This window comes from Pseudomonadales bacterium (genome assembly GCA_013215025.1).
Lineage (GTDB): Bacteria > Pseudomonadota > Gammaproteobacteria > Pseudomonadales > DT-91 > DT-91.
The window spans coordinates 1-21145 of sequence record JABSRR010000031.1 but is presented as its reverse complement, the minus strand read 5'-3'; the positions used below and the strand labels follow the sequence as shown (position 1 = coordinate 21145).

Below are 21145 nucleotides of genomic sequence, written 5' to 3'. Positions count from 1 at the left end.
GCGGTTTTGAGCACTTCTTTACGAAGTTTAGGGCCCATTCGCTTGCCATCTTTTTTCAAAGACAAATACTCTTGGAAAAGTTTACCATCTACTGTTCGACGAACGCGATAGCCATAAAAGGCATCATTATCAATTAATTTAACACTCAAGGTCTCACCCCACTGAAAGTTTATAATTTTAATATTTAGAAAAATTAAGCTCTAACAGTGACACCAACCTTCTGTTACGAGCTAACATTAATACTAAACCGTTGAAAGTATAATTTACTCTTTGCCACAATCAACTTTTAAGCGCTAAAAAACGAATTTTTTAAGTGATTTTGCCGAATTTAGGCTTAAAAAGGCGCATAAATCGCAAAATTTGAGAAATGTCTTACAAAAATCAACTCACTAACACAGCCAATTGGGTAAGTTGTCACGCTGAATCTTTACATAACGATCGAGGATGTCGTCGATTCGAGGTTCTATTTCTGACAATAACGGTAAATTTGAATCTTTCCATAACGCTAACACCGTTTTTGAATTGATACACTGCTCATATTGTTTTGCAGTTGAAGCATGGCTTAGGTGCCACCGCTCAGGAGAAATAGCACCACTGTCGAAAGCATAGGGTCGAAAAAAGCCAAAGCTATTATTACTCTCAATCATGTGATCAAGCGCATTATGCATTGCCTCACAAGGGCCGCCTTGCTCAACTTCAGACGGTACTAGTTGAACTTGGTCTTTGCGCATTTGTGCGCCATCAAAAACATCGATATCACTGCCAAAATGATGACGAGACAGGCCAGGTAAGGCCGACCATCGCATAATGTATTGCAATAATGTCTCATCACTGAGCTGCTCAATATCAAGGATTTGCGAGAGCTCGTTTAAAACGGGTCTTCGACCTGTCGCTTTTGCACGAATGATGTCTAATTGACGATGATAGCTGCGGTAGGCGCTTACCAAGCGTAAATTAAAGCCAAGTTTCTCGAGCTCTTGCTGTAAAGAAAGATAATCATCCAAAACAGCCTGGTGCAGCTGAAAATGACATCCTGACTCTTGGTAATCGATCAACGCAGATTGTGAAAAACCGAATGCCTGCTGTTCCAGCTCGGTCAATGCTTTCATATAAACGCCCTTTTTGCAGCGCAAGCGTGAAACTTTCGTCAGCGGAACAACCATTAACCATTGACGTTGAAAATAGGCTCTACCATACCACAAAGGTTTGACTTAGTTAGGATAATCCGATATCAAGCATATTCAATAATAACAATAACAATTGGTCGAGTGTTTATGGATGACTTGTTATGCCTAACAAATATTGGGCGAACCTCTGCTTTATGGCTGCAAACTGTTGGCATTAACAATGCCGAGCAGCTAGCTGAAATCGGCGCCGTTGAGGCCTATCTACGGATAAACCAGCGCGGCATAAAAACCTCAAAAGTTCTACTTTATGCTTTACATGGTGCTTTGCTTAATAAACACTGGAACGACCTTACGACTGATGAAAAAAACCAACTTTGCCAACAGGCCGGCATTAAGCACTAACTCTTCGCTTTAAAATCTTATCGCCTATGACAATACTGTGCCACCAGAGTGAGATTAATGAGGGAGAGTCGCGAGGTTTTTCAACAGCGGATTTAGGCAGTGTGTTTTTGGTGCGTAAAAACCAACAGCTGTATGCTTATAAAAATCAATGCCCACACTTAGGTATTGAGCTTGAATGGCAGGAAGATGATTTTTTAGATCATCAAGCCAGCTTGATTCAATGCTCCACTCATGGTGCCTTGTTTTTAATCGAGAATGGAAAATGCGTTGCTGGCCCATGCTTAGGAAAATTTTTACAGCCACTAAAAATCGTTATTAACGCCGAAGGCTTTATTCTCGCTACGCTTTAAAATTCAAACCGTCCTCTTTAAAGCTTAGCTAAGCGCTAACTTTAATCTATCTATACCTTTTTTAAGCTGGTCCATCGATGTGGTATAGGCAAAGCGCACATGTTTATCTGACTGATACTGACCAAAGTCTGCCCCTGGCGTAATAGCTACCGCATGCTCTCGTAACATTTTTTGACAAAATGTCATGCTATCCATACCAAATTTTTCAATATTGGCATATATATAAAATGCTCCCTCCGGCGTGGACGGAATGTCAAAACCTATAGACTGTAAAGCGGGTAACAAAAAGTCTCGTCGAGACTTAAAAATCTCTTTGCGTTGTTCTAGCACTGCCTTTGTTTCAGGCTCAAAACCTGCAAGCGCACCATACTGCGCCATGGTAGACATCGAGATAAATAGATTTTGCGCTAGGCGTTCGAGCGGTTCAACTGCAGCATCTGGGGCAACCAACCACCCTAATCGCCAGCCGGTCATGCCAAAGTATTTGGAAAAGCTGTTGATCACGAAAGCATCTTGCGTGATTTCTAAAATTGAGCTTGCAGGCTGTTCAAAAGTTAAGCCGTGATAAATCTCATCCACGATCAAATGCCCTGAGCGCTCTTGCACCGCAGCATATAGCGCCGCTAACTCTGGTTTACGAATCACTTCGCCGGTAGGGTTGGCCGGCGATGCCACCATTGCACCGATAGTATTCGGCTGCCAGTGTTTGGCCACGTTGTTTGCATTTAATTGGTATCGTTCAGCAGCCGATACCGGCACTAACTGCGCCCTACCCTCAACTAGGCGGAGAAAATGTCGATTACAGGGATAGCCAGGGTCAGCCAGCAAGATACCATCGCCAGGATTAACCAATAATGAAGCTACCAATAACAAGGCACCGGAGGCGCCAGGGGTGATGATAATTCGACGTGGATCAATATTTACCTTATGCCGCTCAGCATATAGCTCAGCTAATTTGATGCGTAACGGCTCGATGCCGGTCGCTGCAGTGTAATACGTTGCGCCTTGGTCAAGGGCAAGTTTAGCCGCATCAATGATTGGCTGCGCGGTGGCAAAATCTGGCTCGCCAGCCTCCATATGCACAACGTCAATACCGCGCGCAGCCATGGCTTTTGCTTCTGCCAGCACCTCAACCACACGAAACGGCTCAATTTCTTCAACTCTTTGTGCAAATTTCAACATGAAAACAACAACCTATAATTTTCTGCCAGCTGGACATAATCGTTTATTGTATCAGTGCTTAGTGGCAAGGGATATGATCAAAAGCTTTGACTTTTACTGATTTCGTTCTACAATTTCGCCCTTGTCTCACAGATCGGGACGAGCAAATTACAGCATTCTTGTGCATTTACTTGTTTGGTTTTAAGCACAATCGCATGCTTAAGCGTATCTCAGAGCGCGCCAGATTTATTGTATTTAATTGAGATTGATGAATGCCAACAAAAAAAGATAACCAGTTCAAAAACTTCACACCTTACAAACCTAAAAAAGGTGAGGAGTATATGTCGGATAAACAGCTGGACCATTTCAAACAGATTTTAAATGCATGGCGTGATGAGTTACGCGGTGAAGTTGACCGTACCGTTACGCATATGAAAGATGAAGCGGCAAACTTTCCTGACCCCGCTGATCGTGCTACCCAAGAAGAAGAATTTAGCTTAGAGCTTCGCACTCGTGATCGTGAGCGTAAGCTGATTAAGAAAATTGAAAAAACACTAGAAAAGATTGAACAAGGTGACTACGGCTGGTGTGATGCCTGCGGTGTAGAAATCGGCATCAAACGTCTTGAAGCGCGGCCAACTGCAGACCTATGTATTGACTGCAAAACTTTAGCTGAAATCAAAGAAAAACAAGAGCGCGGCTAATACCGCGCCTAACCCTTGCCTGCTTCAAGCCCTTTATCACAAGCACTGTATTCAGGCAGATTCGCTCCCAGCCCTTCCGGCCCTCTGCATTTTGGCTCTTTACTGACCGCCGTCGCCAGCTTTCTTATCAGTAAGTCACATAACGGCAACTGGCAGCTAAGAATTGAAGACATAGATCCGCCTCGCGAACAACAAGGCGCCACTGAACAGATCATACAAAGCTTGCTGGCACATGGCTTACGCTGGGATGGCGAGGTTGTTTACCAGTCTCGCCAATCTTCACATTATCAGGCAGCACTTGACCAGCTGTTCGATAGGCAAAAAGCCTACCGCTGTAACTGTAATCGCCAAAGGCTTAAACAGCTTAATAACGGCTACGACCGACATTGCCTAAAACATCAGCCTAGCCCGCAAGATGCAGCAGCAATCCGGTTTTTAGCGCCAAACCAACTGCCCAGTTTTTTTGATCAACTGCAGGGTCAGCAAGCTGCTGAGACAAGCAATAGTTATCACGACTTTATTATCAAGCGCAAAGACGGTTTATGGGCCTATCAATTAGCCGTCGTTGTCGACGATATTGCCACCGGCATTAGTGATGTGGTGAGGGGAATTGATCTTATCTCTAGCACCGCAAAACAGCTAGCCTTGTATAGCGAACTAGCTGCTGCAGATCAGCCTCTACCTAACTATCTTCATTTACCGATCATTGTTGATGCCAAAGGCAATAAGCTCAGCAAGCAGAACCATGCACCAGCCATTGACAACGGTCTCGCGTATGACAATTTGATTAAGGTATTGCAGCTACTGGGTCAAGCTATACCCCCTGCGACAGCAGACAGGGATATTCCAAGCCTGATAGCATTTGCTATCGAGCGGTTTGATGCGCACAATATACCGCATACGCAAGCACTTCGCCTTTAGGTAGACATTATGTTGATCCCGCGCAGCATTATTTTGTTAATTTTAGTCATGTTTATTTTCTCGCCAGCGATTGAGCAATGGGTAAGCAACAATCAGGCTGCATGGTATCGACCTTATGTTGCCTGGGGTTTAATCATATTAATTGTATTTTTAAATCAGTGGCGTACCGAAAACAAACCTAAGCAGCCAAGAGATTACTGAGAATGCTTACCCCATTAATCATCATTGCGGTGATTGCGCTTATTGCTGGCGGCATTTACTTTTTAGCTGAAAATGCCAAATTCTCTGATAACCTAACACAAAAACCTTGGGTTTATTCTTTTTCGCTTGGCGGTTATGTTGGCGCCTGGGCGCTATTTGGCTCGATCGATACAGCAGAAGATAGCGGCTACTTATTCATGTCATATTTTTTCGGCACTTCAGCACTATTTCTATTTGCGCCGCTGCTGCTGAAGCCACTGATCCAGCTGACTCAAACCTATCACCTGCATTCGCTAGCGGACTTATTAAGCTTTCGCTATAACAGCCAATTTGCCGGCATTATTGCCAGCATTGGCTCTCTGTTTGGCATATTGCCGCTAATGGTCATTCAGGTACTACTGATTGGTCAACTCAGCGAATTAATTATTTTTAAAGAATACATTCCCGCCTACACGCGACATTTAGCGGTTTTAACTTTATTACTCGGCATTGCATGTATAACCGTATTCAACCTAAAGACACAAACCAATTTCAAAAAACAAAATCAAGGCTTAGTATTTGTTAACGCGATATTTTCTATTGTTAAACTTATCCTGATTATCACTGTCGGCACCTACACTTTGATACAAGTGTTTGGCTCTCCTGGGGCGCTCGAAATCTGGCTCAATGCTCAACCAGAAAAATTGCTGCAGCTCAATCAAACCCTACAGTCCAATCATATCCGCAGCTTAATGCTGGTATTCTTTTGTGCCGCACTAGCGATGCCGCATATGTTTTTACTTACTTTCAGTGAACGCGCAACACCGGCAGCCATTAAACAAGCTAGCTGGCTATTCCCGCTCTATTTAATGGTACTTAGCCTGCCTGTATTACCATTTGTATGGGCAAAAGAATACTTAGCAATTGATGTTAGCGGTCAGTATATTCCAATAATTATTGGTTATTTATTAGATACTCCGCTACTCAGTTATCTGGCTTTTACCGCCGCAGTAATTGCGGTAACCATGTCTATGTCTACCATGTGTATTGCGCTATCCGGCATGATGAGCAGTCATTTAGTTTTACCGGTATTTCTAAAGTCTAAGCATTATCGTTTAGTTGATAATATGCTACCACTGCAAGGTGCAACCATTGTATTTATCTTGTTAGTTGTCATGCTGATGGCCAGCCTGAGCCAAGATCTCTCAACACTCAACCGATTTGGCCTAGCTTCCTATACTGCGCTATTGCAATTTTTACCCAGCATTCTAGCTGTGATGTATTGGCCAAGAGCTAACCGCACAGGCTTTCTGGCAAGTTTAGCAGCAGGTCTAAGCTGCTGGTTTATCAGTATTGTGCTGCCATTATTGTCTGAAGATGCATTAGGCCTGTTACCTACCTTACTTTCCCTGTTTGCGCTTGAACCAGATAGTTATTGGCTGTTAGCGGCTGTCAGCTGCTTAGGGGTAAATATGCTGACTTTTGGCTTTGTTTCGATCCTTAGCAAAACCACAGAAGAGCAAGGTTATATAGCTAAAATTTGCTCGCAAAATGATATTGGCAGACCGCTTAAGCGCAAACTCTTAGTCGAAAACATTGACGATATTATCCACAATTTAAGTAGAGAGTTTGGTCGATCAAACGCAGAATATGCAATCGCTATTGCGCTGAAAGAATTAAATATGCAACGCGAGGAAAAAAGGCCGTTTGCACTGAGATTACTGCGTCGCCAACTCGAATCTAACTTCTCAGGTATCTACGGGCCGACCATTGCACGACGAGTAGTGGCCAGCCACCTACCCTATGCTGAGAGTTCAGATTCCACCTTGGAAGACCAGCAAATCACGGAGTACAGACTAGAACAAGCAAAGAATAATTTATCAGGCCTGGCCGGTGAATTAGATAAAATGCGTCGACAGCATCAACAAACCATAGAATACCTGCCAATTGGTGTTTGCTCTTTATCCGCAGACAGAGAGATTACCATTTGGAACGCCGCATTGAGCGAATTAACCGAAGTACATGCTAATAAAGCTATAGGCAATAGTTTAGAACGCTTACCAGAACCGTGGCTTAGCTTGTTTGAAAACTTTATCGCTAGTGAAGAGCAGCAGCTCTACAAGCAAGAAATCAGTTTTGGCGAGCAGGTATTCTGGCTTAACTTACACAAGGGTAACCAAGAATCACACACCGTAGAGGGTAATACCACCATATTGGTTGAAGATGTCAGCTCACTGGCAAAACTCGAAAATGATTGGCAACATCATGATCGATTAGCCACTATTGGTCGCTTAGCAGCTGGCGTTGCACATGAGATTGGCAACCCAATTACCGGCATTGCCTGTTTGGCGCAAAACCTTAAATACGACAGTGATAATCCTGAGGTAGACGCTAGCGCAAGAGATATATTAGAACAAACCGACAGGGTCAGTAAGATTGTACAGTCGCTGGTCAGTTTCTCACACGCAGGCAACCATAAAGACACCTTGTTTTTTGAACCAGTCAATCTTTACCAAACTGCGCAGGCGGCACTAGAGCTACTAGCACTGAAAGAAAAAGATATTTTTCAAAAAGTCGAAAATACCATCCCACAACAGCTGGAAATTGTAGCTAACAAGCAGGGTTTGTTTCAGATATTTATCAACTTGATAGAAAACGCCTTACAGGCGAACCATCTCATGGAAAATAATGACAGCAACAGAGTCATTGTGTTTATTTCCTGCCGGGAGTTCAGCGAGTACCTCAGTATTGAAATCAAAGACTTTGGACCGGGAATTGAAGAAAATTTACAAAATACCATTTTTGAGCCGTTTTTCACCACCAAACATTCTGATGAAGGTACAGGATTGGGCCTTGCAATCGTCTACAACATCATTGAAGATCATCAGGGACAAATCGAATTGATAAGCCCAATTAATGATCAGCAAACAGGCTGTATTTTTAAAGTCCAGCTACCGCTCAATACGGGTTTGCTGTAATTGAAAAATCACAACTGCTTTGTCACTGCGAAAAAATTATACTGAGCACATGATAAAAATTTTACTGGTTGAAGATGAAAGCGTAATTCGACAGGCCTTAAAACGCTTGCTTGAAAAAAACGACTACCACGTTGATGAGGCAGCCTCCGTCGATGAGGCAAAATCAAAGCCGCTGGAAAGCTTCGACCTGATTATTTCTGACCTACGCTTGCCGGGCGCAGCTGGCACAGAGATGATCACCCTCGCCGGCGCAACACCGGTATTAATTATGACTAGCTATGCCAGTTTACGCTCTGCCGTAGACACAATGCGCCAAGGTGCCGTCGACTATATTGCTAAACCATTTGATCATGAGCAAATGTTGCAAACCGTAGCACGCATTACCGAACAAGCCAGACATCAACAGCGCGACAAGCAACAGACTTCAAATTCTAAATTTACAAGATTTGGCATTATTGGTGCCTGTGATGAAATGCGTGATGTGTTTACCCACATCGAAAAATCCGCACCAACCGATTGTAATATTCTTATCCAAGGCGAAACCGGGACTGGTAAAGAGTTGGTGGCAAAAGCGGTTCACGATCGCAGCTTACGGCAAAACGGTAAGCTTATCTCGGTTAACTGTGCAGCTATTCCTGACACTTTGATTGAATCAGAGCTGTTCGGCTATGCTAAAGGTGCATTTACTGGCGCCAACACAGACCGTGAAGGTCTCATTGAGGCTGCCGATGGCGGGACATTGTTCTTGGATGAAATTGGCGAGTTGCCGCTCGAAGCGCAAGCTAGACTATTACGTTTCCTGCAGGAGGGTGAGATACGCCGTATTGGCTCAACTCATACTTCCACTGTGAATGTTAGAGTGATTGCTGCAACCCATCGTGATCTTAAAAAGCTCAGCGACAGTGGTGAGTTTAGGCAAGATCTTTATTTTAGACTTAATGTGTTGCCGCTAAAATTACCGCCACTGCGTCAGCGTGGTAAAGATTTAAGCCTCATTGCTGAACACTTTCTCAAACAGCTGGGCGAAAAATACCAAAAAGCTGATCTTTCTCTCTCCGCCAAGGCAGTGCAAGCCATATATGCTTATCAGTGGCCAGGCAATATTCGCGAATTAGAAAATGTTATTGAACGCTCAGTTATTTTGTCGCATAAACCGGAGATCTCCGATCAAGACTTATTGATTGATATTGAACTGGTTGATGTAGAGTCCGACAGCAGCGAGAAGCCTACGCAAAATCAGGATATGGGCGCAATGTCCATGGAAGAATACGCACAGCGCTTTATCTTAGAGAACCAAGATCAAATGAGCGAAACAGAAATCGCGAAAAAACTTGGCATTAGCCGAAAAAGTCTGTGGGAGCGCAGAAAACGGCTCGGCATACCGCGAAAAAACAGCTAGCGTGTTGTGTAAGATAATACCCACGATTTCTATAATAATTCTCCGTTACCTTTCAACACAGATTTGTTACAAATTTGTAGAACTAAGTAACACATATATTTCATCCAACGTCATAATTTATCGAATAAAATTGTAAGACATTGATTTTATTGTTTTTTTAATTTTTGGCACACTGAGTGCATTATCACTGGTGTAGGTCAAAACAATAACAATAAAAAATGTAACAATAATAATAATCACCTGCACAAATAATAAAAATAATAAACTCTGTTAAACAACAATAACGGCTTGGAATGGGGAGACACTGTCTCCCTTTTGCTTATTTACTCCCCTCATTTTCTTAAAAATCTGCCTCATTACAATTACTTTTATTGAGCATATCTATTATTTAGGGTTTCAAAGCTTGATTTTAAAATTAGAAATCGGTCGTCATCAACTGATGTGCCAGACTCACCCTAATGAAGACTTTATCGATGGCAATTTAGCTACATTTTTTCTGTTTTCATTAAATCGGCACCATCTTTTTTAAAACATTCACAGCTTCTAAGGCAAGGTAACACCGCCACCTAGCTTCGCTACTTTTTGTAACACGCAGAACACTTGATTATCACCACAGCCGAAATGAAAACCTTTAAACTATTGAAAATAAAGAGAATTAAAAAAATGGCACGTTAATAGCTTATGCTGGCTCAGAATAAAAATAATATTCAATAATTATAATAAGAAAGCAGTAGTAAAACTGGGGGGGAAGGTGAAACTTCCCAATTTTCTAATTACAGTTTTAACCAGCCCTAGCGCAGCCTTATTACATCCTTACTTAGGCCAGCCTTAACCAAGCAACTTATAGTAGTCACTAAATAATACTCACTTATACAGTTATATTTCACCGATCACTCTGGATCTACCATCAGCGATGATAAGCAATCAGCACTATCATTCAGCTTCCAGTGTTGATAGCATTTAGCTTTTAATACTCCATTGATTGGTCAATCTAAAAGAGAGCATTGTGATCAACACGGCACGCACTTTTTCGGCATCCGAGCACCCCATCACACCCGACAATATCAGCATTAACGCCATCAGTGTTATGCGCAAACTTCGCGAAGCCGGTTTTAGTGCATACCTCGTTGGTGGCGCCTTAAGGGATTTATACCTGGGTATCAAACCCAAGGACTTTGACATTGCCACAAATGCAACACCGGAACAGTGTAAACAACTGTTTCGACGTCAAGCACGCATTATCGGTAGACGCTTTCAAATTGTTCACGTGAGATTTGGTCGCGAAATTATCGAACTCACCACCTTTAGAGGTGACCATCAGGCGGCAACCGCAAACCCAAAGTCCAACCAACATTCAGCTGCCAACGCCAGTGGTGTTTTACTCAGAGATAATGTGTTCGGCAGCATTGAAGAAGATGCCATGCGCCGCGATTTTAGCTGCAACGCTCTTTACTATGATGATGATAGTAATCAGGTGTTTGATTTTTGCGATTCGGTAAGTGATATTCAGGCGCGCCAGATTTGCATGATTGGCGAGCCAGCCATACGTTTCACTGAAGACCCAGTTCGCATGCTAAGAGCAGTCAGATTTGCAGCAAAACTTGGATTTAAGATTGAAACTTCTACCGATCAAGCCATTGCGCCTCATGCGCATTTACTCTCTGCAATCCCAGCCGCACGACTATTTGACGAAACACTGAAGCTCTTTTTTCAAGGACATGCCGAAGCAAGCTTTGATCAGTTAGAGCACTATCAACTGAGTCAATTCTTAATCGCTGACTTTGATCGCTATGCAACTGATCCCGCACAGAAGAAATTAATATCCTTAGCGCTTCGTAATACTGACCGCCGCATTCAACAAGGCAAAAGTATTACCCCAGCCTTTTTGTGGGCGATATTTCTTTGGCCTAAGCTACAGTATTTGCAGCGCGAGATTCAACGTCTATACGGCACTGCGCCGATTCCTGCAATGCATGAAGCCGCCCAGCAATGTATTCAGGAACAGAACTATATTGCCGCCATCCCAAAGCGATTTAGCACAACCATGCGTGAGATCTGGGCGCTGCAATTTTCGCTGCAGCGTATTCAGGGCAAACGACCTTTTCGCACTTTTGAACACCCTCGTTTTCGTGCTGCATACGACTTCTTACTGCTGCGCGAGGAGAGCGGAGAATGCCCTGCAGAATTTGGCCAGTGGTGGACCGACTTTCAACAGCATTCCACCTCGCAACGCGAAGCAATGCTGGATGAGACAAATTCAAAAACACGCCGACCGCGCAAGCGCTCCTCGCGCCACCCCAGCACCTCTCGATAAACTCTATGCCAGCGCATACCGCCTATATTGCCTTCGGTAGCAATTTATCGTCACCTGAACAGCAAATTCGACACGCTTTAACAGCGCTAGCTGCGCTGGCAGTTAAAGGTACGTCACTAAGCGTTTCATCTTTATATGCCTCTAAGGCGATTGGCCCTGGCGAGCAACCCGACTATATTAATGGGGTATGTCAACTGACAACTGAATTACAGGCNGATGCATTATTAACAGCACTGCAAGCTATCGAAACGTCTCAAGGCAGAACGCGCAGCGTTAAAAATGCAGCACGTACCTTAGATCTGGATATTTTGCTATTTGACCAGCTCTGTTGTGATCAACCAAGACTCAGCCTACCNCACCCCAGAATGCATTTGCGTAACTTTGTGATCATGCCGTTACTTGAAATTGCCCCCAACTTATCAATGCCAGATGGCCAAGCACTTTCGACACTGGCAGATCGTTTAGACTGGCAAGACCTGAAAAAATTGAACATTCAGCTTTAATTCATTAAGCTTGCGGCACTAAATATCAACTCTCGCTTATCATCAAAGGCATACTGCTATGAAGCCAGTGACAGTAGCAACGTTGTTACAAAAGAAGATAGAACAGCAAAAATTCAGCATGGTTGCTGCCTATGATGCAATTTTTGCACGCGCCATTAATCAAGCAGGCGTTGATATCATCTTGGTCGGTGATTCATTAGGTATGGTGCTGCAAGGTAAAGAAACTACGGTTAGCGTCAGTATTGAGGATATGGCTTACCACACCGCCTGCGTTGCAGCTGGCAATTCACATTGCTTGATAATCGCTGACATGCCGTTTATGTCCTATACCAGCACGGAAGATGCCGTCAAACATGCGCGCCAATTGATGCAGTCTGGCGGCCATATGATCAAAATGGAAGGTGGCCAACATCTAGCTGCAACCATAAGTACGCTTGTCGCCGCTGGCGTTCCCGTGTGCGCGCATATTGGCTTAACCCCGCAAACTGTGAATATACTTGGTGGCTATAAGGTGCAGGGTCGTGGCGAAGCTCAGGCTCAACATTTGATTGACGATGCTATCGCCCTAGAACAAGCCGGTGCGCAGGTTATTTTATTGGAATGTGTACCTGAAGAGGTTGCCGCACGAGTTGATCAAGCGGTATCTGTGCCCACGATCGGCATCGGTGCAGGCAAATATACAACGGGCCAAGTATTGGTTTTGCATGACTTATTGGGCCTGAACACCCAACCGGCAAAATTTGTCAAAAACTTTATGCAAGATGCTGACTCTATTCAAGCAGCTATTGCCGCATATCATCAAGCAGTGGTTGAGCAATCATTTCCAGCCGCTGAACACTGTTTTCGTTAAATCATGCACACCGTTCAGTCAATTGCTGCCCTGCAAAGCATTATTAAAGAGGCTAGAGACCAGCAACAAGGCATCGGCTTTGTGCCAACCATGGGTAATTTACACCAAGGCCACTTAAACTTAGTGAATGTTGCCAAAGCGCAGTGCGACTTCGTGGTTGTGAGCATTTATGTTAACCCACTGCAGTTTGGCGCTAATGAAGATCTTGACAAATACCCACGCACCTTAGCAGACGATCAAGCAAAGCTTGAGGCGCTTGGGGTTGATGCGCTTTTCACACCGGATACAGCAGTCATCTACCCAGAAGGTTTAGCGGCACACAGCAAAGTCACCGTGCCCAAGCTAGGTGATTTTCACTGTGGCGCAACAAGGCCTGGACACTTTGATGGCGTAACCACCATAGTTAATAAGTTATTGAATATTGTACAAGCCGATATTGCCGTTTTTGGTGAGAAAGACTTCCAGCAATTGGCGATCATTAAAAAAATGGTCAACGACTTATGTATGCCAACGCATATAGTAAGTGTACCTACAACTCGTGCCGATGATGGCCTAGCACTTAGCTCTCGCAATCAGTATTTAGACGCGCAGCAGCGTGCGACTGCGCCGCTAATTTACCAAACTTTAAAAGCCTGCCAGCAGTCTCTACAAACTACTCACGAGCTCACGCCATCGGCGCTAGAGCAGCTGCGAACAGAGTCCTGTGAGCAATTACAAGCGGCGGGTTTTATGGTCGATTATTTAAACATCGTTGACGCAATCTCTTTGCAGCCCTTGCGTCCAGAGACTCAATCCATAGTAGTATTATTGGCCGCCTATCTTGGAAACACCCGACTTATCGACAATATTTGCTTTGACCGCTAGATTGGCTTTAATAGCTAGATTTAGCTTAACTGCAGCAATAAACAAACATATTAATAATCATGTCTACTGTTAATAAAAAGACAAACTTCTCAGCTTTGGATATCAAATATATTTCAGGCTTAAATTAGGCAGCTTGTTCAAATCATCGGGTCTATAATAAGACCTAATTCTGATCTTCTCCTAAGGCTACCCGTGTTACATTTTTTACCTCTCTTTTTACTGTGCATACTTGCGCCTAGCTCAGCCTGGGCAGCAACTGGCGCTGAGCTTAACCTCACTCAGCACTGGGTTGGATACAGCGCAATTATGATTTTTTTTATCGCTTATGTTTTGGTGATCCTGGAAGAAAAAATCCATATGCGCAAATCAAAACCCGTTATGCTATCTGCTGGCATTATCTGGGCACTAATCGCCTGGATTTATCATCAGAACGGTTTTGATCACACCGTTGAAGAGGCAATTCGCCATAACTTTCTCGAGTACGTTGAGCTATTTTTCTTTTTATTAGTTGCCATGACTTACATCAACGCCATGGTTGAACGCGGCGTCTTCGATGCCTTGCGAGATAAACTGATTGATATGCGGTTAAGCTACCGGCAACTGTTTTGGGTAACCGGTATTTTAGCTTTCATCATTTCACCCATTGCCGATAACCTAACGACTGCATTAATTATGTGTGCTGTCATTTTAGCGGTTGGTGAAAACAAACCCGAGTTTGTATCTTTATCCTGCATCAATATTGTTGTTGCAGCCAATGCCGGTGGTGCGTTCAGCCCATTTGGTGATATTACGACGCTGATGGTTTGGCAGAAAGGCATCATGCCATTTTTTGATTTTTTTCATTTATTTGTACCATCAATTGTGAATTTTATCGTGCCCGCTGCGATTATGCAGTTTTACATCAGCACCGAATTGCCGGCGCCAAAAGCTGAATCAATGAGCCCGCTGCGTTACGGCGGCATTCATATCATTATTTTATTCTTAACCACCATCGTGCTTGCGATCAGTTTCCATACCCTGCTGCATATTCCACCCGTGTTTGGCATGATGACTGGCCTTGCATTACTTAAGTTTTTTGGCTTCTACCTTCGTATGAGCCGCCGTGTACCGTTTGATAATGTTATGGCACCGCCAGGCTCTGCGAATAATGGCCGCTTTGATGTGTTTGACCGCGTGGCGAAAGCCGAGTGGGACACGCTGTTTTTTTTCTATGGCGTCATCATGTCTGTCGGTGGATTAGCCTTCATCGGTTATCTTAGTCTCGCATCCAGCTATATCTACGGTGATCTTGGCCCTGCCGTAGCCAATATTTTAGTCGGCATTATATCTGCGATTGTAGACAATATACCGGTAATGTTTGCCGTGCTTACCATGCAGCCTGAGATGTCGCAGTTTCATTGGTTGTTGGTGACCTTAACCGCAGGTGTCGGCGGCAGCTTACTCTCTGTTGGCTCAGCAGCAGGCGTTGCGCTCATGGGGCAAGCCAAGGGTCAATACACGTTTTTTGCTCATTTAAAATGGACGCCCGTGATAGCATTGGGCTATGCCGCCAGTATTGTTTGCCATTACTGGATTAACGCCAATCTGCATTAATTGTTTCTTGGTCTCAGAGCGCTCTGTCATTATCTGACTAAAGATAAGCAGCGATGATAAAGTGTGAGCAAGCAGAACGCTTTGATCGTATTGTCTATTCAGCTAAACTTACTGTCTAAACTAAAAACCCTTTATTTTAAGAGTTCGCCGCATCATGTCATTTACTGCTCAACTCAATACCCTGCTTCGAAGTTATTTAAGCTATGCCGTCGAAATGTTTGGTCCAGACAAAGCCGCCAATCTCAATATCAAAGATTATCAACGCTTGATGGTCTTGTTAGCGGAGTGTATCGATAGTCAACACCTGATTGATAAGAGCATCAGTCGACATGCAGTTGAGCAGCTTGACCAGTCTGGCAAACCTGAGCAAGCGGTGATGCACTGCTTTGTGTTGTATATTTATAAACTGTGCCGCGATAGCTCTAAGCACCCCTTGGAAGAGGGTATTATTAAACAAAAAATCATAAACATTTTGCCAATGTTTGAATCTGCACTTAAACAAGGACAAATCGCCGTCAACGAATATGATAAAAACGCCGATGCACTTGCTCACATTGCCGATCAAACTGACGAGGTACCGGCCTTATTATCAGCGATTGCCTTAGAATATGAACGTTTGTGTTAATTTCTATATTGTTTAATATATGTTTAAATCTTTAAAAGCCCTTTTTGAACAAACCACTGAGCAACTCGACGCCAGCAACAGTTTCAGTGAAGTCGAATTAGCTGCAGCAGCCTTATTAACTGAAGTTGCCTATGCTGACGATGACTTTGCAGATGCAGAAAAGCAGCTGCTAAAAACCATACTGCACGATCAATTTCATATATCACCCGAGCTTATCCTCGAGCTTATTGAAACAGCTGAACAAACCATTCAAGACAGTATCGATCATTACCAATTCACAAAACACATAACATCCCATTATGATTATCAAGGTCGCTGTAAAGTGCTCGCAGCACTCTGGTCTATGGCTTATGCTGACAAGGTCTTAGATGCTATGGAAGAACACCGTATTCGTCATATCGCAGAGTTACTGAGCGTTGATCACAGTGATTTTATTCGCCTAAAAATTCAGGCTCGCGATCAAGCGTAAAACTATGCCTAAACAGTTTTTCAAGCCAAAATATTGGCCGGTATGGCTGGTAATCTTACTGTTTAAATGCCTCTGCCTGCTTCCCTACCGCGTAATTATGGGTCTGGCCACTGTCATTGGGCATATCAATTTTCATTGCTTAAAGCGACGGCGTAACATTGCCGAAATCAATATTGCCCTCTGTTTTCCTGAATTATCCGCTGAACAGCAACAGCAGCTTGTTAAAAATACCATGATTAATATGGCGAAAGCGTTTTTTGAAATGGCGCTTTGTTGGTGGGCATCCGATAAACGTCTGGCTACATTAACGCAATTGGAGGGGCTGGAATTATTAACGCAATACCAGTCTCAAGGCCGTGGTGTCATTTTATTAGGCATGCATTACACCACTATTGAAATGGCAGCCGCAACCATGGGCTTGCGCAATAAGGTAGACATAACCTACAAAGCGCAGCGTGGCAGCTTAATTCAATGGTTAATGCAGCACTATCGACAGCGCCATTTTGCTGCGCTCATTGAAAAAAATGCGATGCGCCAAATGGTGCGCAATTTACGCAATGGGCATGTGATTTGGTATGCCCCTGATCAAGATTTCGGACGCGAAGGCGCGGTTTTTGCACCCTTCTTTAATCGTCCGGCCGCCACATTAACCACCTTAACTAAGTTACAAAGGCTGACTGGCGCAAAAGTACTGGTGTTTTCACATTTCCGATATGCAGATGGCCCACACCGCTACATCGGCAAAGTGATAGATCCGTTTGAAACGGAATTAGGCGACGATGAATATGCAGATGCCTGTGCAATGAACCAAGCTTTTGAAAACTTGATTCGTGACTTCCCTGATCAGTACAACTGGATGCATGAACGATTTAGAACGCGTCAAGACCCAGAGCAAGCTAGGGTTTATCCCAAAAAAATCAAAAAGAAAAAGAAAAGCAAGGGCTGAATCGCGCTTTAACTGATAACTAACACCGTAAATAAGTAACCAGCAAACAGTTAAGGCTAAGATAGTTAAAGCTAAGACAATTAACGCTGAGGCAGTCTAGGCTAAATCAGTAAAAGCAGAAAAAATTAAAAATGCGCCAGCATTGCTAGCGCTTGAGATTAATGGCCAACCGGCGCTAACCAGTCGGCATTAAATGCACCGCGGCCTTTTACTTGATCGAAATATAGCGACTGTAAGGCCGTTGTGACCGGGCCACGTTTACCCTCACCAATAATTCGAGCATCTACTTCGCGGATCGGCAGTACCTCTGCAGCAGTGCCGGTAAAGAACGCTTCATCGGCAACATATACTTCATCGCGGGTAATGCGCTTTTCAAGCACCTGATAACCCAGCTGCTCGGCTAGGCTGAAAATAGTGTTGCGAGTAATGCCATCAAGGCAGGATGTGAGCTCAGGCGTGTAGATCACACCGTTTCTAACAATAAATACATTCTCGCCGCTGCCCTCAGCCACATAACCTTCATTATCTAGCAGCAGCGCCTCATCACAGCCGGCATCCAAGGCTTCTCGAAGTGCCAGCATCGAGTTGATATAGTTACCATTCGCTTTCGCTTTGCACATGGTAATATTGACATGATGACGCGTGTAAGAAGAAGTGCGAACTTTTATCCCAAGCTCTTTTGCTTCTTCACTCATATAGGCAGGCCAGTCCCAAGCCGCCACAATGACGTGTGTATTTAAACCGTCCGCACGTAAGCCCATACCTTCAGAGCCGAGAAAACACATCGGTCTTAAGTAAGCTTCTGTCAGCTTATTTTCTCTAACAACCAGCTTTTGTGCTTCATTTAAGGTTTGCTTATCATAAGGCATATGCATTTGCATAATATGCGCACTGCGAAACAAGCGATCTGTGTGTTCATTTAATCTAAAGATTGCGGTGCCGTGATTTTCAGTAGCATAGGCTCTTACACCCTCAAAAACACCCATACCATAATGTAAGGTATGCGTTAACACATGCACACGTGCATCTTTCCAGTCAACTAACTCACCGTCAAACCAAATCACACCTTCTCGATCGGCCATTGACATGTTCTACATCTCCAAAATAAGCCTTATCAGGCTATTAAAATTCATTATCTTTGCCCGCGCTCTTTTCGCCCGCTCTTAGCGTGCGATCCGAAGCGCTGCTAAAAACCAACTTAGATCGTGTAAGACTGGTTCTTAAAATATTTTGCTTGCAATACTTAAGCTTAGAGTACGGTTTTTAGCTGCGCCTTTTTTACTAAGCTTAATGTACTGCTAACTTTTTCTACTTATTTTTACTGCTTACTTTTATAGCCTACTTTGCTGCATCAGCAGGTAGCGCAAAAAGCTGCTGCCAGAAAGCCAAGATAGTGTCTCGGTACTGAACCACTTTTGCCAACTCAACTACCGACGGCTTTGCCAGAAGCGCTTGTGCATGACCCAGTGATCGTAAGGCTTGATAAGCTTCAACAACTTGAGTACAAACCGAATTACTGATCAGCTTTAGCTCAGCCATGGTCTGTAAAATTCGAATATTATCAGTAAACTTCAGCAGTTCAGGGTGATCAGCACTACTGGCCAAGACCCCATATTGTACCATAAATTCTATATCAACCATCCCCCCACGGCTGTGCTTTAGATGAAAAAGTTGTGAATCTTCGGCACGCACATCAGTGGGAATTAAATTACTGGCCATTTTCTCACGCATAGCTATCACATCATCTGCCAGCGTCGCTAACTGTCGGGGCTGAGCCAGAATTGCTGCACGCACTTGATTAAACTTTGATATGATTGCGCTATCACCAGCCACCGCCCGCGCCCTGACCAATGCTTGATGCTCCCAGGTCCAGGCGGATTGGCGCTGATATTTCTCAAATGCCTGTATCGAGCTTACCAATAGACCCTTGCCACCTGAGGGACGCAAGCGCATATCCACCTCATAAAGCTGACCCAGCATGGTTCGAGTATTCATGATATGTAAAATTCTTTGCCCAAGGCGGGTAAAAAACGTGCGATTATCTAGTGACTTATCACCATCGGTTTGCGCAAAATCGTCTGCATCATAAATAAATACCAAATCTAAATCTGAACTGTGGCTTAACTCAATACCACCAAATTTGCCGTAGGCAATAATGGCAAATGTAGGCTGCTGCATAGCCACACCATCGACTTGAGGGTAGCCGTATTTTTCTACCATTTGCTCAAAAGCCAAACGCAACACATAGTCCATAATAGCTTCTGCCAGCCAGCTTAAATAATCGCTGACCTGCATCAGCGGCAGGCTACCATTCACTTCAGCGGCAACAATATGGACCTGATGCGCTAATTTAAAATAGCGCAGCATCTGCATTTGCTCCTCAAGGTCATCTACTGCAACCCTCAATGCATGCTGACGTAACTCATTTTTCAGCGCAGCTACATCAGGCACTATCGCAAGGCTATGATGCGCCAATAATTCTTCCAATAGCACTGGCTGTGCAATCATTTGCTGCATAATCCAGGGGCTAGCAATCGCAAAGTGCATTAATTGTTTGAGCGCGGCAGGGTTTTCTTCGAGTAACAGTAAGTATGCACTACGACGCATAACCGCCTGCACCAGGGCGTGCATTGACTTGCAGCATTCGAACTGTTGATCAGCTTGAATGCTGTTGACCAACTGAGCCAACATTAGCGGCATAAAGCGATCCATTCGATCACGCGACACTGACTGCAGGTTGGCTAGCTTATCGCAGAAGCGAAACTCCAGTAACAAGTCGACACAAGCCGACTGAAGCCCCATAGCCATCAGTTGCTCAGTAAAAATGCTTGGTTCATCGGCTAACCAAGCTAAGCGCCAGTCATCATGTGCCGCTGCTGAGGTTTGCAAACTGTCCTCGGCAACCACTTGCTCGAAATAGTGCCGCACGGTTGTCCGATGATACTCCAGCGCGCTATAAAAATTCCCCAGCTGATCAAAATTCAAATAGCATAATAGCCGCGTCATCTCTGCTGGCTCACTCGGCAGCTGCTGACTTTGCTGGTCATTCATAGCTTGAATAGCATGTTCAGTATTGCGTAAAAACCAATAAGCTTTGGTTAAATCGTCAGCGGCACCCTGAGGCAGCAAACCTGCCGTCTCAAGATATGCCAAAACTGCTACCAACGAACGTTGCCGCAAATTGTCATCACGCCCCCCATGTATCAACTGGAACGCCTGCGCAATAAACTCGACCTCTCGAATACCACCAGAGCCTAATTTGACATCATTAGCCTTACCTTGACGCTGAACTTCACGATTAATCATCTGCTTCATTTCGCGCAGCGCCTGAATGGCAGAAAAATCGGTATAGCGGCGATACACAAAAGGCCGCAAACGCGCCATTAACTCTTCACCCTGCGTCAGGTCACCGGCTATTGGTCGCGCTTTGACCATAGCGAAACGCTCCCACTCACGGCCATGTTGCTCGTAGTAGAGCTCCATAGCATCAAAGGATAAGGCTAAGGCGCCAGACTGACCCCAGGGTCGCAATCGCATATCAACTCGGAATACAAACCCATCTTGCATCACTTTATCGATAGCGCGAATAATGTTTTGCCCCAGCTTCTGAAAAAATTGCTGATTCTCGATGCTGTTTTGACTGTCATCTGCCTTGGTTTGCCCAGCTTCCGGGAAGCAAAAAATCAAATCAATATCTGAGGATAGATTTAACTCATAAGCACCTAACTTACCCATGGCCAAAATCATAAGTTGCTGAGG

At 44.2% G+C, this 21145-nt stretch carries 19 protein-coding genes; 15 read left to right on the top strand and 4 right to left on the bottom strand.

The genetic code is table 11. The features are described from left to right. Nucleotides 1–389 precede the first annotated feature (389 nt). The gene (locus HRU21_04050; GenBank protein ID NRA41464.1) at nt 390–1109 is read right to left on the bottom strand and encodes a M15 family metallopeptidase; all 720 of its coding nucleotides are present in this window, start codon (nt 1107–1109) and stop codon (nt 390–392) included. Nucleotides 1110–1274: 165 nt separating this feature from the next. Here HRU21_04050 and HRU21_04045 point away from each other — a divergent pair, with 165 nt between their 5' ends. After that, nucleotides 1275–1529, top strand: a complete 255-nt coding sequence (locus HRU21_04045; GenBank protein NRA41463.1) for a TfoX/Sxy family protein — start codon at nt 1275–1277, stop codon at nt 1527–1529. Nucleotides 1530–1555: 26 nt separating this feature from the next. Beyond that, nucleotides 1556–1879, top strand: a complete 324-nt coding sequence (locus HRU21_04040) for a Rieske (2Fe-2S) protein (protein ID NRA41462.1) — start codon at nt 1556–1558, stop codon at nt 1877–1879. A 24-nt stretch (nt 1880–1903) separates the two neighbouring features. On the opposite strand, the gene HRU21_04035 is transcribed toward HRU21_04040, so the two are convergent. Beyond that, nucleotides 1904–3061 carry a pyridoxal phosphate-dependent aminotransferase gene (locus HRU21_04035; GenBank protein NRA41461.1) on the bottom strand — a complete coding sequence of 386 codons (1158 nt, stop codon included), beginning with the start codon at nt 3059–3061 and terminating at the stop codon, nt 1904–1906. Nucleotides 3062–3312: 251 nt separating this feature from the next. Here HRU21_04035 and dksA point away from each other — a divergent pair, with 251 nt between their 5' ends. From dksA to HRU21_03970, 13 genes are all read left to right on the top strand, one after another. Continuing rightward, nucleotides 3313–3744: an RNA polymerase-binding protein DksA gene (gene dksA, locus HRU21_04030; GenBank protein ID NRA41460.1), complete on the top strand. Its 432-nt coding sequence runs from the start codon at nt 3313–3315 to the stop codon at nt 3742–3744. Between the two features lie 15 nt (nt 3745–3759). Then, nucleotides 3760–4665, top strand: a complete 906-nt coding sequence (gene gluQRS / locus HRU21_04025) for a tRNA glutamyl-Q(34) synthetase GluQRS (protein ID NRA41459.1) — start codon at nt 3760–3762, stop codon at nt 4663–4665. A gap of 9 nt (nt 4666–4674) precedes the next feature. Beyond that, nucleotides 4675–4866 carry a hypothetical protein gene (locus HRU21_04020; GenBank protein ID NRA41458.1) on the top strand — a complete coding sequence of 64 codons (192 nt, stop codon included), beginning with the start codon at nt 4675–4677 and terminating at the stop codon, nt 4864–4866. Between the two features lie 2 nt (nt 4867–4868). Then, the gene (locus HRU21_04015) at nt 4869–7823 is read left to right on the top strand and encodes a GHKL domain-containing protein (GenBank protein NRA41457.1); all 2955 of its coding nucleotides are present in this window, start codon (nt 4869–4871) and stop codon (nt 7821–7823) included. 49 nt (nt 7824–7872) lie between these two features. Continuing rightward, nucleotides 7873–9222: a sigma-54-dependent Fis family transcriptional regulator gene (locus tag HRU21_04010; GenBank protein NRA41456.1), complete on the top strand. Its 1350-nt coding sequence runs from the start codon at nt 7873–7875 to the stop codon at nt 9220–9222. A 1006-nt stretch (nt 9223–10228) separates the two neighbouring features. Further along, the gene (gene pcnB / locus HRU21_04005; protein ID NRA41455.1) at nt 10229–11536 is read left to right on the top strand and encodes a polynucleotide adenylyltransferase PcnB; all 1308 of its coding nucleotides are present in this window, start codon (nt 10229–10231) and stop codon (nt 11534–11536) included. Between the two features lie 5 nt (nt 11537–11541). After that, nucleotides 11542–12039, top strand: a complete 498-nt coding sequence (gene folK, locus HRU21_04000) for a 2-amino-4-hydroxy-6-hydroxymethyldihydropteridine diphosphokinase (protein ID NRA41454.1) — start codon at nt 11542–11544, stop codon at nt 12037–12039. Nucleotides 12040–12097: 58 nt separating this feature from the next. Further along, complete coding sequence (gene panB, locus HRU21_03995) at nt 12098–12889, top strand: 3-methyl-2-oxobutanoate hydroxymethyltransferase (protein ID NRA41453.1); 792 nt, start codon at nt 12098–12100, stop codon at nt 12887–12889. 3 nt (nt 12890–12892) lie between these two features. Beyond that, nucleotides 12893–13753 carry a pantoate--beta-alanine ligase gene (locus HRU21_03990; GenBank protein ID NRA41452.1) on the top strand — a complete coding sequence of 287 codons (861 nt, stop codon included), beginning with the start codon at nt 12893–12895 and terminating at the stop codon, nt 13751–13753. Nucleotides 13754–14059: 306 nt separating this feature from the next. Beyond that, nucleotides 14060–15346 carry a sodium:proton antiporter NhaD gene (nhaD, locus tag HRU21_03985; GenBank protein ID NRA41451.1) on the top strand — a complete coding sequence of 429 codons (1287 nt, stop codon included), beginning with the start codon at nt 14060–14062 and terminating at the stop codon, nt 15344–15346. A 154-nt stretch (nt 15347–15500) separates the two neighbouring features. Continuing rightward, complete coding sequence (locus HRU21_03980; protein ID NRA41450.1) at nt 15501–15971, top strand: hypothetical protein; 471 nt, start codon at nt 15501–15503, stop codon at nt 15969–15971. Between the two features lie 19 nt (nt 15972–15990). After that, a complete protein-coding gene (locus HRU21_03975; protein NRA41449.1) occupies nt 15991–16440 on the top strand; it encodes a TerB family tellurite resistance protein in 450 nt (149 codons plus the stop codon). Between the two features lie 4 nt (nt 16441–16444). Beyond that, nucleotides 16445–17386 carry a lipid A biosynthesis lauroyl acyltransferase gene (locus HRU21_03970; protein NRA41448.1) on the top strand — a complete coding sequence of 314 codons (942 nt, stop codon included), beginning with the start codon at nt 16445–16447 and terminating at the stop codon, nt 17384–17386. A gap of 158 nt (nt 17387–17544) precedes the next feature. Here HRU21_03970 and HRU21_03965 read toward each other — a convergent pair whose 3' ends face one another. Further along, complete coding sequence (locus HRU21_03965; protein ID NRA41447.1) at nt 17545–18474, bottom strand: branched-chain amino acid transaminase; 930 nt, start codon at nt 18472–18474, stop codon at nt 17545–17547. Between the two features lie 250 nt (nt 18475–18724). Continuing rightward, nucleotides 18725–21145, bottom strand: a 2421-nt coding sequence (gene glnE / locus HRU21_03960; GenBank protein NRA41446.1) for a bifunctional [glutamate--ammonia ligase]-adenylyl-L-tyrosine phosphorylase/[glutamate--ammonia-ligase] adenylyltransferase, incomplete at its 5' end; no start/stop codon positions are given.